Annotated in this window: 14 protein-coding genes; 5 read left to right on the top strand and 9 right to left on the bottom strand. The window is 72.2% G+C overall.

Features of this window, described 5'->3' with window-relative positions:
• Window positions 1–82: 82 nt before the first annotated feature.
• From VH914_08830 to VH914_08805, 6 genes are read right to left on the bottom strand one after another with little or no spacing between them, the layout of a single operon-like run.
• Complete coding sequence (locus VH914_08830; protein HEX4491292.1) at window positions 83–1,435, bottom strand: hypothetical protein; 1,353 nt, start codon at window positions 1,433–1,435, stop codon at window positions 83–85.
• On the bottom strand, window positions 1,432–1,893 hold the full coding sequence (locus tag VH914_08825) for a hypothetical protein (protein ID HEX4491291.1): 462 nt from the start codon (window positions 1,891–1,893) through the stop codon (window positions 1,432–1,434). The genes VH914_08830 and VH914_08825 overlap by 4 nt, the downstream gene beginning before the upstream one ends.
• Window positions 1,890–3,008: a molybdopterin-dependent oxidoreductase gene (locus VH914_08820; GenBank protein HEX4491290.1), complete on the bottom strand. Its 1,119-nt coding sequence runs from the start codon at window positions 3,006–3,008 to the stop codon at window positions 1,890–1,892. Before VH914_08820 ends, VH914_08825 begins: the two co-directional genes overlap by 4 nt.
• Window positions 3,005–3,610 carry a class I SAM-dependent methyltransferase gene (locus VH914_08815; protein HEX4491289.1) on the bottom strand — a complete coding sequence of 202 codons (606 nt, stop codon included), beginning with the start codon at window positions 3,608–3,610 and terminating at the stop codon, window positions 3,005–3,007. The genes VH914_08820 and VH914_08815 overlap by 4 nt, the downstream gene beginning before the upstream one ends.
• Complete coding sequence (locus VH914_08810; GenBank protein ID HEX4491288.1) at window positions 3,607–4,254, bottom strand: TIGR04282 family arsenosugar biosynthesis glycosyltransferase; 648 nt, start codon at window positions 4,252–4,254, stop codon at window positions 3,607–3,609. The genes VH914_08815 and VH914_08810 overlap by 4 nt, the downstream gene beginning before the upstream one ends.
• Before the next feature lie 7 nt (window positions 4,255–4,261).
• Complete coding sequence (locus VH914_08805) at window positions 4,262–4,939, bottom strand: glycosyltransferase family 2 protein (GenBank protein HEX4491287.1); 678 nt, start codon at window positions 4,937–4,939, stop codon at window positions 4,262–4,264.
• Between the two features lie 113 nt (window positions 4,940–5,052).
• Between VH914_08805 and VH914_08800 the strand changes: the two genes are divergently transcribed.
• From VH914_08800 to VH914_08785, 4 genes are read left to right on the top strand one after another with little or no spacing between them, the layout of a single operon-like run.
• On the top strand, window positions 5,053–5,766 hold the full coding sequence (locus VH914_08800) for a response regulator transcription factor (protein HEX4491286.1): 714 nt from the start codon (window positions 5,053–5,055) through the stop codon (window positions 5,764–5,766).
• Window positions 5,763–6,971 carry a HAMP domain-containing sensor histidine kinase gene (locus VH914_08795; protein HEX4491285.1) on the top strand — a complete coding sequence of 403 codons (1,209 nt, stop codon included), beginning with the start codon at window positions 5,763–5,765 and terminating at the stop codon, window positions 6,969–6,971. Before VH914_08800 ends, VH914_08795 begins: the two co-directional genes overlap by 4 nt.
• Window positions 6,968–8,020, top strand: coding sequence for an NAD-dependent epimerase/dehydratase family protein (locus VH914_08790; protein HEX4491284.1), 1,053 nt, complete (start codon window positions 6,968–6,970; stop codon window positions 8,018–8,020). The genes VH914_08795 and VH914_08790 overlap by 4 nt, the downstream gene beginning before the upstream one ends.
• Window positions 8,017–8,790 (top strand): MTAP family purine nucleoside phosphorylase, encoded by a 774-nt coding sequence (locus VH914_08785; GenBank protein HEX4491283.1) that lies wholly within the window; start codon window positions 8,017–8,019, stop codon window positions 8,788–8,790. The genes VH914_08790 and VH914_08785 overlap by 4 nt, the downstream gene beginning before the upstream one ends.
• Window positions 8,791–8,799: 9 nt before the next feature.
• On the opposite strand, the gene VH914_08780 is transcribed toward VH914_08785, so the two are convergent.
• From VH914_08780 to VH914_08770, 3 genes are all read right to left on the bottom strand, one after another.
• Entirely contained in the window at window positions 8,800–9,090 is a 291-nt protein-coding gene (locus tag VH914_08780; GenBank protein HEX4491282.1) for a LapA family protein, read from the bottom strand.
• 38 nt (window positions 9,091–9,128) lie between these two features.
• Window positions 9,129–12,521 (bottom strand): error-prone DNA polymerase, encoded by a 3,393-nt coding sequence (locus VH914_08775; protein HEX4491281.1) that lies wholly within the window; start codon window positions 12,519–12,521, stop codon window positions 9,129–9,131.
• Window positions 12,522–12,603: 82 nt separating this feature from the next.
• Window positions 12,604–12,726: a hypothetical protein gene (locus VH914_08770; GenBank protein HEX4491280.1), complete on the bottom strand. Its 123-nt coding sequence runs from the start codon at window positions 12,724–12,726 to the stop codon at window positions 12,604–12,606.
• 116 nt (window positions 12,727–12,842) lie between these two features.
• On the opposite strand from VH914_08770, the gene VH914_08765 reads away from it, so the two are divergent.
• On the top strand, window positions 12,843–13,654 hold an 812-nt coding region (locus VH914_08765), incomplete at its 3' end, for an LLM class F420-dependent oxidoreductase (GenBank protein ID HEX4491279.1).

Genomic DNA, 13,654 nt, shown 5'->3' with positions numbered 1-13,654 from the left:
GGCCGCGAAGCGGCGTGCCAGGGTACCCCTTCTTGTCGGCCGCGGCGGTGAGACTCTGATGCCCCCGGCGGACCCGCGCCCGTCACCACGGTGAGCGGATCCCGACTTGGAGCACGATCGCCGTCGCGACCTGGGCTCCCAACAGCCATCGAATGCGCGCCTGAGCGCGGTCGCCCGCGTTCGTCGCAGCCAGCGCCGTCGTCGAGAGCAGCACCCACGGCACGAACGGCAGCCAGATGCGCTCCACCTCGCCCTTCGACATGCCGCTGAGATCCGCGAGCGCGACCACGGCGAGCGTCGCGCCGACCAACAGCCAGGTCGCGCGATCGCGCAGCACCGCGAGCCCGGCGGCCGCGGCCGGCCCCACCGCGATCGCGAACGCAGCAAGATCGGCGACGAGGAAATAGGCGTACGGGCGACGACTCGCGACGCCGGCCTCGTAGCGCGCGTGCGTGAGGCGGAGGCCGGTGATCCACGAGAAGCCCGCGACTGCGAACGCGCCGAAGACGACCGCCGCGCCCAGCGCGCCGACGAGCAACGGGCGCACGCGGCGGCGCCGAGACCCGACGACCGTGGGAACGATCGCGATCAGCACCAGCCCGTAGGAGAGGAACGCGGTGACACCGAGGAGCAGGCCGCCCGCGAACGCGAGGAGGTCCGACCGGCGCCCCGTGCGACCGGTCGCGAGCACGAGCAGCGCGACCGCCCAGGCGGAGACCCCGGCGAAGAACGCGTCGCCGCTCGTGGCCATCCAGATCGCGGCGGGAAACATCGCGAGGAACGGAGCCGCGGCGCGGGCGCGCGCTTCGCCCGCCACCTCGCGCAGCGCGACGAGCGCCGCCGCGCCGGCCGCCACGCCGGCCGCGATGTACAGCGTCGCCGCCGCGCCGGCCCCGTGCCACCCGAGCCGGTCGACGCACCAGAGGATCAACTCCATCGCGGGCGGATGGCCCTGCGTGTGCACGTTGTACCGGAGGATGTGCGCGGGGAACGTCGACAAGAACGCGTGCGGCGAGACGATGTGGGCCGCGGTCGCGCTGTACTCGTGGTGAACGGGCCAGGTGAACATGCGCCGGCCGTCGACCAGATTGATCGCGAGCGTCCAGAGCCCCGTGGCCGCGACCGTGACGGCGAGCAGTGCACGCCATCGCAACTGCTGCGCGAGCACGGGCAGCGCGCGCACGCCGAGCCCGCCGAGCGCGATCGCGGGGAGCACACGAGCGTCGAGACGGAAGCCGACGCGGCCGGTCAACGGCGGCGCGCCGATCTGCATCCGCACACCGAGGTGGAGCAGCACCGCGCCGACCCCGGCCGCGACCGCGACGAGCGCGGACCAGCTCGCGAGCGCGACGACCGTCCGGCGGTCGACCGGGCGACGCGCGTGCTCCCGCGGCCCGGCCGGCGCGTGCTCGGCGATCGCGACGTCGCTCGTCACGGTGACTCGCCCGTCGCCGTCGGCGTCCGCGCGCGCCGGCGGCGCGACGACACGGCCCGTTGCCCGGCCCACAGCGCGCACGCGACCCACACGATCGCGAGCGCCGTCGCCACCGAGGTGGAGTAGTCGAGTGGCTGGAGCGAGCCGTTGTCGGGGAGCCGGCCGTCGCCGTGCAGCGGTGCCCACGCGATCGCGACGAGCACGAGACTCGTGGCGAGCGCCACGCCGAGCGGCGCCCGCGCGAACCGCGGCGTGTACCGCGTGAGCAGCCAGCCTCCGAGGCCGACCGCGGGCGCGACGAGCGCGTCGTGCAGGACGTCGGCGCCGACGAGCCAGGTGGCGAACCCGACGGGCCGGGTCGCGTCCGCATGCGCGAGCGCGCCGCCGATGCCGAAGAGCATGACCGGGAGGCCGAGCGCGAGACCGACCCACCGCGCTCGACCCTGCGGGCGCGTCATCGGACCACGAGCCGGGTCACCCATTTCGTCTGCATGACGCCGGGTCGGTCCGGACCGATGAGCCGCAGCGGGTACCCATGGTCGAGGTCGAGCGGGTCGCCGTTCACCGTGGTCGCGAGCAACGTGTCGGGGTCGTGCGCCTGCCAGCGATCGAGCTCGGAGGTGCGATAGCTCCGACGCTTCTGGAGCGACTCGACCGTCACGCGCGCGTCCGGAGACGCGCCGGCGGCCGCGAGGAGGTCGCGCACGCGCACGCCGGTCCAGCGTTGGGACGTGCTCCACCCGTCGACGCACGCGATCGGCAGTGTCGCGCTGGCCTGCGGCATCGCCGCGAGCTCGTCGAGCCGCAGCTCCATGCGCCGTTGCACCGCCCCGACGACCTGCAACCGGTAGCTCGACGCGCGCGCCGTCTCGGTGACGCCGGCCTCGGCGGCGCTGCGGTTGACGGGGAACCCCTGGGGACCGGACTCGGGGCGCCGGGGCGCGAGCAGCGCGAGCCGCTGCAGCGGCCGCACCGTCTGACCCACGGTGAACAGGGTCGCCGCGACCGCGCCGCCGAACGCGCTGACGAGGAGCGCGCGCCGCTCGCCGTCGGCGGGTGCGGATTCGGCGCGCGCCACCGGACCGGGACGCGCGAGCGCGCGCCGCATGACGGTCCACTTCGCACCTCCGTGCACGATGAGCGCGCCGATCACGATCCACGCGGTCCAGAAGTGGGTCACGGGGAAGTTGAAGGGGAACGGGTACCAGCCGTCGATGTTGAAGATGCCCGTGAAGAGGAGCAGCAGCGACCCGCCGATGAGCGGCAGCAGCGACACGCGCTCCACGATGTCGGCGAGATCGTCGAACGGCGGCCAGCGGAACAGCTTCGGGTAGACGGTCCAGAGCTTCGCGAGCAGCAGCGGCACGCTCGCGATACCCGTCGCCACGTGCACGCCCTGCGTGACGCGGTAGAGCCCGGCGGGCCGGCTCGGCAGGGCGAACCCGAGCGTCGGATGCTGCGCGAGGTGTGAGTAGAGGCCGGTGGCGAAGCAGACGCCGAAGGAGATTCCGAGCGCGACGCCGAGGACCGACGCGTTGCGCTCGTCGTGCGCGCCGCTCGAGAAGACCGTCACGCGGGCCGACTCCGTTCGAGGCGTGCGAAGAACCGCGCGTTGCGTTTCCACGATGCCGCCACGACGAACCCGGCGGCGCGCGCGACCGCGTCGAGGTCGTCGACCGCAACGCTCGCCCACGGGAACGCGGGACCCGGCCGACCGTCGAGCTCGAGGTGGACGCGCGTGGGCGGCCGGTTGCGGCCCGGCGGATCGAGCTCCACGAGCACGATGCCGTCGCTGTCGAGCAGCGCGCCGGTGCGCGCGAGGAGCGTGCGCGGGTCCCCGCCGATGCCGACGTTCCCGTCGAGGAGCAGCGCGCTCCCCCAACGCCCGGCGCCGGGAACGCGCGCGAACACCGATCGCCGCAGCACGGTCGCTCCTCGTTCACGCGCGACGCGCAGCATCGCCTCGGTGATGTCGATCCCGAGCGCGGGGATGCCCCGGCTCGCGAGCTCGGCGACGTGGCGGCCGGGTCCGCATCCGATATCGAGCACCGGCGCGCGCGCATGGTCGAGCGCGTCGAGGTCGGCCGGCTCGGCGTCGGAGAGCCAGCGCTCCGCGCGCACGGGGAGCCGCGCGCCGCGATCGTCGCGCATGACGATCTGCATCGCCGCGGTCACGCGCGCTGGAACTTCCGGTCGATCGCGCGGAACGCGGCGGCGAACCGGGTCGCCGGCGCGGCGTGGGCGGCCGCCGCGGCATCGGCGTACCGGTCGACGTCGCGCAGTTGCGGCAACAGGTCGACGCGGCATCCGTGCTCGTGCAGCCGCTCGAGCTGCAGCGCGCCGGTGGTCGCGACGCTCATCGGGACGCCCGAGAACACCGATGGCGTGGGCTCGACGAGCCCGATCGCCCAGTAGCCACCGTCGTCGGCCGGGCCCAACACCGCGTCCGCGGTTCCGACCTCGAGCCGCCCGCGCGCGTCCGCGAGCAGCGCGGGCGTGACCTGCGGGGTGTCCATCCCGACGAGGAGTGCGGGACCGGCGACGTACACGAACGCCGCGGCCAGCCGCGCGGCGAGATCGCCACACGCCTGCGGAACGACTTCGAAGCCGCGTGGGGTCCAGTCGCCGGGCGCTCCGTCGAGCACCAGCACATGCCGGCTCGCCGGCGTCGCGGCGACGGCGGCGAGGGTGTCGACCAGTGCGGCGCGCGCGAGCGCCGCCGCGTCGTCCGGGGTGCACGGCGGGCAGAGCCGCGTCTTCACGCGCCCGGGCACCGGTGCTTTCGCGAGCACGACGATCGCCGCGAGGTCCGTCGTCATCACGCCGTCACCGCGCGACCGCGGTCGACCCGTCGGCGCCGATCCGGCTCCAGACCGCGCGCATGTCCCGAGCGGCGCGCGCGCTGCCGCGAATCGTTCCCGTCACCTTCGACCGGCCGACGCGCGGCGCGTACGGCACGGGAACCTCGCACACACACCAACCGGCGGCGACCGCCGCGAGGATCATCTCCAACGGATAGCCGAAGCGTCGGTCGACGAGACCGAGCGCGAGCAGATCGCGACGCCGCGCCGCGCGCATCGGACCGAGATCGGAGACGCGGAGTCCGCTGCGGCGCCGGAGCCCCATTGCGAGCAGCGCGTTCGCGTGTCGCGCGTGCCAGGGCCACGCGCCCGGCTCCGGGACGCGCGCACCGAGCACGAGGTCGGCGACGCGCGCCTCGATCGGTGCGACGACGCGCGGGAGGTCCCGTGCATCGAGCGAACCGTCGCAGTCCATGAAGCACACGATGTCGTCGGTCGCCGCGCGCAACCCGGCGTGACACGCGGCGCCGAAGCCACGCGTCGGCTCGACGACGACGCGGGCGCCGAGCGCACGCGCGATGTCGCCGGAGCCGTCGGTCGATCCGTTGTCGACGACGATCGGCACGTAACCCACCGGCATCGAGGCCAGCACGACCGGGATCGCACCGGCTTCGTCGAGCACCGGGAGAACGACATCAGGCATGCAGACGAACGTATCCAGGCTCGTTCGCGTCCAAGCAGCCGAGCCGCTTACGATTCACGAAACTCACGCGCGGCGCTTCGGGGCCGTCCGCCGTCGCGCCGTACGATCACGGCGTGAGTGCGGCGGCGATTCTCCGGCAACGCGCCGAGCGCGTGCTCGTGGTCGAGGACGACGCGACGGTCGCGGAGGTGGTCGTCCGCTACCTCGAGCACGCGGGCTTCGAGGCGATCGCCGTCTCCGACGGCCACACCGCAGTCGACGTCGCGCGCGCGACGCCGCCCGACCTCGTCGTGCTCGACCTGATGCTGCCGGGCCTCGACGGCCTCGAGGTGTGCCGGCGCCTGCGCGCCGAGATGCCGGTGCCGGTCGTCATGCTGACCGCACGCGGCGACGAGGACGACCGGATCATGGGGCTCGAGCTCGGGGCCGACGACTACATCACGAAGCCCTTCTCACCGCGCGAGCTCGTCGCGCGCGTGAAGGCCGTGTTGCGGCGCGCGGCCGGCGCCCCGCACGGCGAGCCGAACGTACCCGTGATCACCGCGGCCGGGATCACGATCGACGTCGCCGCACACGTCGTACGTCGCGACGGCGAGGACGTGTCGCTCACGGCACGCGAGTTCGATCTGCTCGTGTTCCTCGCGACGCGACCCGGTCGGGTGTTGCGGCGCGAAGAGTTGCTGGAGCACGTGTGGGGCTTCACCTACGGCGACACGGCCACGGTCACGGTGCACATCCGGCGGCTGCGCGAGAAGATCGAGCGCGACCCGTCCGAGCCGAGCGTCATCGTGACGGTGTGGGGTGTCGGGTACCGGTTCGACGGATGAAGCGCGCCCCGATCGTCGCGATCGTCGTCACCGGCGCCGTGCTCGTCGCCGTGACCAGCGTTCTGGAGGCGATGACGGCACACGACGCGATCGAGCTCGTCGCGCTCGCGGCGGGCACGGCGATCGCGGGATCACTCGTCGGCGGCCTTGCGCTCTTCGTGCCGCGGCGCCGCTCCGTCGGCGCGCAGTTGGTGACGGTCGCGCTCACGACCGTCACCGCGGTCGCGCTCGGGGTCTGGGCCGCGGCACGCGCGATGTTGCTCACCGGCCACGGGCTCGCCGCGCTCGTGGTCGTGCTGATCGCGGCGGGCACAGTCGGAGTCACCGCGGCCTCGATCTTCGCGGGGCACGTGGTACAGGCGAGCACCGAAGTCGTCGCGGCGACGCGCGCGCTCGGCGACGGTCCGATCGGCCGTAACGGAGCATCGCGCACCGGGCCCGCAGAGCTCACTCGGATCGCGGCGGAGCTCGAAGCGACCTCGGCACGCCTCGACGCGGCGCGCACGCGCGAGCGCGCCCTCGAGCACTCCCGCCGCGAGCTGATCGCGTGGGTCTCGCACGACCTCCGCACCCCTCTCGCAGGGATCCGCGCGATGGTCGAGGCGCTCGAGGACGGCGTCGTCACCGACGACGCGACCGTCGCTCGCTACCACCGCACGCTGCGCGAGGAAGCCGACCGGCTCGCGCATCTCATCGACGACCTCTTCGAGCTCAGCCGTACGCAGGCGGGCGTCCTGAACCTCCACCTCGAGCGGGTGTCGCTCTCCGACCTCGTCTCCGACGTGCTCGCCGGCTCCGCGCCGATCGCGGCGGCGAAGCGGGTCGAGCTCCGGGGCGTGATGCGCGGTCACGCGCCCGAGCTCGACGCGGCGGCACCCGAGTTGCTGCGTGCTCTCCGCAACATCATCGAGAACGCGATCCGTCACACACCGAGCGACGGCACGGTGGTCGTGGAAGCCGGCCTCGAAGCCGACCGCGCGTTCGTGTCCGTGCTCGACGACGGCGGCGGCATCGCCGAGCACGATCTCGACCGCGTCTTCGACGTCGCGTTCCGCGGCGATCCCGCGCGAACCGGCGACGGTGCAGGCCTCGGTCTCGCGATCGCGCGTGCGCTCGTCGAGGCACATCGCGGCGACATCACCGTGCGCAACGAGAACGGCGGGTGTCGTTTCACGGTTCTGCTCCCGGTGCCATCGCGTCCGTGAGCCACGTCCTCGTCACCGGCGGCGCCGGTTTCGTCGGATCGTTCGTCGTCGACGCGCTGGTCGCCCGCGGTGACGACGTGCGCGTCGTCGACTGCCTGCATCCGGCCGCGCACCGGCAGCGTCCGGACTATCTCAATCCCGGAGCCGAGTACCTCTGGGGCGACCTCCGCGACCCCGAGGTCGCGTGCCGTGCCACCGCGGGGGTCGCCGCGGTCTGCCACCAAGCATCGATGGTCGGGCTCGGCGTCGACTTCGCCGACGTGACCGGTTACGTCGCCCACAACGACGGGGCGACGGCCGAGCTGCTGCACGCGCTGCACGACCGCGACTTCACCGGCCGCTTCGTCCTCGCGAGCAGCATGGTCGTGTACGGCGACGGCCGCTATCGGTGCGCGCGGCACGGCGCCGTCGCACCGGACGCGCGGCGTCTCGACGACCTCGAGCGCGGCTTCTGGGACCCCCGTTGCCCCGAGTGCGGGGCTGCGCTCGCCCCCGAAACCGTCACCGAGGACGCTCCCACCTCGCCTCGCAACGTGTACGCCGCGACGAAGCTCCATCAGGAGCACCTCACGGCCGCGTACGCACGCGAGCACGCGTCGCCGTTCGTCGCGCTCCGGTACCACAACGTGTACGGGCCGCGAATGCCGCGCGACACGCCGTACGCCGGTGTGGCGAGCATCTTCCGCAGCGCGCTCCAGCGCGGCGACGCACCCGCGGTGTTCGAGGATGGTCGCCAGCGACGCGACTTCGTGCACGTGTCCGACGTCGCGGCGGCCAACCTGCTCGCGCTCTCGGCGGACGCGGACGTGTGCGGCCCGTTCAACGTCGCGACCGGCGCTCCCTGCACGCTGTACGAGATGGCGTGCGATCTCGCGGGCGCGTTCGGTTCGGCCGCGCCCGCGCCCGCGGTCGTCGGGGGCTACCGGCTGGGCGACGTGCGTCACGTGTTCGGCGGCACCGAGCGGGCGCGCCGGCTCCTCGGCTACACGGCCGCGGTCGAACGCCGCGACGGTCTCGCCGACTTCGCGCGCCAGGCGCTCCGGCCGTGACCCGGCCCGCCGCCGACGTCGGCATCTTCGGCGGCTCGGGGCTGTACGAGCTGCTCGCCGGATCCGAGGAGGTGGAGGTCGACTCCCCGTGGGGCGAGGCTTCCGCGCGCGTCACGATCGCGACGGTCGGCACAACTCGCGTCGCGTTCCTCCCCCGGCACGGCCCGGAGCACCGGCTCCCGCCGCATCGCGTGAACTACCGCGCCAATGTCGACGTGATGCGCCGGCTCGGGGTGCGCGCGATCCTCTCGCCCTTCGCAGCCGGTTCGCTGCAGCCGGAGATCCGTCCCGGCGACCTCGTCGTCGTCGACCAGTTCGTCGACCGGACGTCCGGGCGCGCCGACACCTTCCACGACTCGTTCGACGACGGCCCCAAGCACGCGTCCCTCGCCGACCCGTACGACCTGCGGCTCCGTGCCCTCGTGGTCGGCGTCGCGCGCGAGCTGGGGCAGACCGTGCACGACGGCGGCACCGTCGTGGTCGTGAACGGCCCGCGGTTCTCCACGCGGGCGGAGTCGCAGTGGTTCCGCGCCGCGGGCTGGCAGCTCGTGAACATGACCCAGTATCCGGAGGTCGCGCTCGCGTGCGAGGCCGGCATCCCGGTCGCCGGGATCGCACTCGTCACCGACTACGACGCGGGGATCGAGGGCCACGACCACGACCCGGTCAGCCAGGAAGCCGTCTTCGCGCTCTTCGAGGCGAATGTGGCGAGGCTGCGCGCGCTGCTGCTCGAGATCGCGCCGCGCGCCGCGCGCCTCGGCGCTCCGTAGCCGGTCGGGTCACGCGGTCTTGCGCGCGGAGCCGACGTGGCTGCGATTCCGGTGCGGGCGATGGAGGATGAGCCAGCCGATCAGCGCGCCGACAACGGCGGTCGCGGCGAGCACCAACCAGAGCGGCGCGTCCGTGCTGCCGACGATGTAGCTGACGTGGATCTGCCGGCGGTTGTCGATCGCGAACACGACGAGCAACACGAGGAGGGCGGTCCCGAGCACCACGCGCACGTCGTGTCCGAACCCTCCGCTCGGCCGCTCGTCGATCGTGGTGGTGTGTTCGTCGGTGGGTTCGACCATGGGCCTCGCGCTACCCCATCGGGCGCGGGTTTCAACCGCTACCGGAAGTCGCGTGAGTGCATCGAGTCCGCGAGGCGGATCGGCAGGCGCGTGATGCGTCCGGCGACGAGGTTCGTCACGCCCTGATGTCGTTCGAGCACGCCGCGGACGCGCAACGCGGGCGCACCGCGCGCGACCAAGCGGAATCGCTTCCAGATCCCGCGCGTGCAGATCACGTTCACGAGCCCGGTCTCGTCCTCGAGGTTCAGGAACACCGTGCCCTTCGCGGTCGCGGGTTGCTGGCGGTGCGTGACGACGCCCGCGACCTCGACGACCGACCGGTCGGGCAGCACCCGCAGATCGGCCGCGGTCACCACGCCCTGCCGCACGAGCTCGTCGCGCACGAACTCGGTCGGGTGCCGGCCCGGCGACAGTCCCATCGACCAGAGGTCCGACGCGACGGCCTCGGAATCGGTCATCCCCGGCAGCGGCGGCGCGTCGAGGCCGGTCAACAGTCCCGGCAACGTCTCGACGACCGCGCCGGTCGACGTCACGTGGGGCCGCGCGTCGCGCAGCGCGCCTGCGGCCCACATCGCGGCGCGCCGCGACAACCCGAACGACTGCTCGAAAGCACCCGCCGCCGCGAGCGCTTCGACCGCGTCGACGGTCGCGCCGGTCCGGCGCACGAAGTCCTCCATGTCGCGGAACGCAGCGAGCGCGCGCTCGTCGTCGACGTGATCGCAGAACGCGTCGTGCAGCCCGCGCACCGACCGCAGTCCGAGCCGCACCGCGGAGTGCGACGGGTCCGCGTGGTAACCGGGCTTCGGCCGCCCGATCGGCTCGACACCGGCAGGGCGCGCTTCGATCGTCGCGTCGCGCCGCGACTCGTTCACGTCGGGGCCGAGCACCTCCACACCGTGCCGGCGCGCGTCGCGCACGATCGTGTGGGGCGAGTAGAAGCCCATCGGCTGCGCGTTCAGCAGCGCGGCCGCGAACTCGGCCGGGTAGTGGTACTTGATCCACGAGCTCGAATACACGAGGTAGGCGAAGCTCACCGAGTGGCTCTCGGGGAAGCCGAAGTCGGCGAAGGCCTCGAGCTTGTGCGCGATGTCGTCGGCGACCGCGCCGGTGATCCCCCGCTCGGCCATGCCCTCCATGAGCCGCGCGCGGAGGCGCGCCATGCGCGCGTGCGAGCGCTTCGAGCTCATCGCCTGCCGCAGTTGATCCGACTCGGCGGGTGAGAAGCCGGCGACGTCGATCGCCATCTGCATGAGCTGCTCCTGGAACAGCGGCACGCCGAGCGTCTTCTTCAGACACCGTTCGAGCAGCGGATGCGGATACGTCACCTCCTCTTCGCCGTTGCGCCGGCGCAGATACGGGTGCACCGATCCGCCCTGGATCGGGCCCGGTCGGATGAGCGCGACCTCGACGACGAGGTCGTAGAACTCACGCGGTCGCAGGCGCGGCAACGTCGCCATCTGCGCGCGACTCTCGACCTGGAACACGCCGACGGTGTCGGCCGCGCACAGCAGGTCGTACACCGCGGGTTCCTGCGGGATCGTCGCGAGATCGATGATCACGCCTTCCGACTCGCGCACGAGGTCGACCGCGAGGTGCAGCATCGTGAGCATCCCGAGGCCGAGTAGGTCGAACTTCACGAGGCCCGCGGCCGCGCAGTCGTCCTTGTCCCACTGGAGCACCGACCGGCCTTCCATGCGCGCCCATTCGACGGGGCAGAACTCGACCAACGGACGGTCGGCCATCACCATCCCACCCGAGTGGATGCCGAGATGGCGCGGGAAGTCGAGCACCTGCCCCGCGAGCTCGAGCGCGAGCGGCGGGATCGCGGGCGGACGGGTCGACGCCGACGCGGGCAGCGTGTCGATCGGCACTCCTTCGCGACGGTTTCGTTGGAACTCGCGCACGCGCCGCGCGGTCGAGCGCCGAAACGCGGGATCGGCGCGGTGGATCCCCGCCGCGAGCTCGTGCTCTTCGGTGTTCACATCGGCGCTCGTCTCGACGAGATCCGAGAACGCTTCGGTTCCCGCGCTCCAGCGGTCGACCCACTTCGAGAGTGCGTCGGCCTGCCCGGGCGCGATGCCCGTCGCCTTCGCCATCTCGCGCAACGCCGACTTCGGGCGGTAGGTGATGACGTTCGCAACCTGCGCGCAGCGGTCGCGCCCGTACTTGTCGTACACGTACTGGATCACTTCTTCGCGTCGTTGGTGCTCGATGTCGAGGTCGATGTCGGGCGGACCGTCGCGTTCAGGAGAGAGGAAGCGCTCGAACAGCAGACCGAGGTCGACGGCGTCGGCCTTCGTGACACCGAGCGCGTAGCAGACCGCGCTGTTCGCGGAGCTGCCGCGGCCCTGGCAGAAGATGTCGGAGCGTTTGCAGAAGTCGACGATGTCGTGCAGCAACAAGAAGTAGCCGGGGAAGCCGAGTTGCTCGATCACGCCGAGCTCGTACTCGAGTTGTCGCTGCGCCTGTTCGTAGAACTTGTGCGACGGCGGGTACGCGATCGCCGCGCCCTTGCGGACGAGCTCGCGCAGCCATGTCATCTCGGTGTGACCCTCGGGCACTTCGGCGTCGGGAAGGTTCGGTGCCGCGAGCCGCAGGTCGAACGCGCACGCATGTGCGATCTCGACGGTCCGTTCCACCGCGCCGGGCCAGCGCGCGAAGCGGCGCGCTTGCTCCGCGGGCGCGCGCAACTGCGCGTGCGGTGACGCGGGGAGCCAACCGTCGAGCTCGTCGAGCGAACGTCGTGCGCGCACCGCGGCGAGCGCAGTCGCGAGCGGTCGCTGCGCGGTCGTCGCGTAGTGGACGTTGTTCGTCGCGACGACTTCGACTCCGGTCGTGAGCGCGAGCTCCGCGAGCGCGTCGTTGCGATGCCGGTCGAGTGGATCGCCGTGATCCCACAGCTCGACGAGCACGCGGTCGCGTCCGAAGGCGTCGATCAACCGGTCGAGCGCTTTTCTCCCTGCTCTCGGACCGTCGCGGGTGAGCGCGGCCGGCACCGTTCCCTTGCGACAGCCGGTGAGCACGAACCAGTCACCCGCGGCTTCACTCAGCTGCTCGAGGTTCAGCCGGGGCGCGCCCTTCGCGCCGCGCATCTGGGCTTCGCTGATCGCACGGGCGAGGTGCGCGTAGCCCGTCGGCCCTGCCGCGAGGACGAGCAGGTGCTCCCCCGGCGGATCGGCGCGGCCGGGCGGCGTGCGCGGCTGCGCGCCGAGACCGAGCGTGAGCTCGGTGCCGAACACCGTCGGCAGTTGCAATGGGCGCGCCGCCTCCGCGAAGCGGACGACGCCGTAGAAGCCGTCGTGGTCGGTGACCGCGAGCGCGCTCAGGCCCAGTCGGGCCGCTTCTTCGACCAGCTCCTCCGGATGACTCGCTCCGTCGAGGAAGGAGAAGTTCGTGTGACAGTGCAGCTCGGCATACGCGCCGCCGACCATGGCAGCCCCTGGCTCCGCTCGGGGATGCCACGGTATCGAACGTATGTTCGATAGATCAAGAGCGGCCTGACCGCGCGGCCTCTCAGGCGACGGCTTCCTCGGCGGCCTTCAGGTCGCCCTGCTCGACCAGGGCCTGCGTGAGCACATCGGCCCACCGCCGGGTCGCCGGGAACTCCTCGAGATAGTTCAGGAACGCGTGCAGCACCGTTGCCTCCCCCGAGCGTGGACACGGCGCCCTCGGCCGTGTTCCCCGTATGGGGGAACCGATCGGCAGGCCGCGCGCTCGCTGAAGGAATCGGCGGCGCGTGCGAGAGTGGGCGCATGACCACATTCGGCTTCCAGCTCCCCAACTTCACCTTCGGCGACGGCGACGGCGACGGCGACGGCGACGGCGACGATCAGCTGTTCGCCAACGTGGTCGATCTCGTCGACACCGCCGAGGACGTCGGCTTCGAGTCGCTGTGGGTGATGGACCACTTCTACCAACTGCCCGCGCTCGGCGGCGGTGAGCAGCCGATGCTCGAGAGCTACACGCTGCTCGGCGCGCTCGCGGCGGTCACCTCGACGATCAAGCTCGGCACGCTCGTCACCGGCGTCACGTACCGCAATCCCGCGATGCTCGCGAAACAGGTGACGACGCTCGACGTGATCAGCGGTGGGCGCGCGATCCTCGGCATCGGCGCCGCGTGGCACGACATCGAGCACGAGGCGATGGGCTTCGCCTTCCCGCCGGTGCGCGAGCGGATGGATCGACTCGAAGAAGCCGTGCAGATCTGCCGCTTGATGTTCACCGAGGAGACGCCGTCGTTCGACGGTCGCTACTACCGCGTGCATGACGTGCGAAACGTGCCCCGACCGATTCAGCCCGGCGGGCCGAAGATCATGATCGGCGGGAGTGGCGAGAAGCGCACACTGAAGCTCGTCGCGCAGTACGCGGATCTCTGCAACATCACGGGCGACGCGGCCGGCATCGCGCACAAGCTCGACGTGTTGCGTTCGCACTGCGATGCAGTTGGCCGCGACTACTCGGAGATCGGCAAGACGCGGCTCGCGTCCTTGATGATCACGAGCTCGCCCGAGGAGACGAAGCAGGTGCGCGAGTTCGTCGCGGCGGCGGCCGGCGACGCGGGCCT

Source organism: Acidimicrobiia bacterium, from assembly GCA_036271555.1.
Lineage (GTDB): Bacteria > Actinomycetota > Acidimicrobiia > IMCC26256 > PALSA-610 > DATBAK01.
The sequence above is the reverse complement of the archived record's forward strand: the minus strand, read 5'-3'. Positions and strand labels throughout refer to the sequence as shown.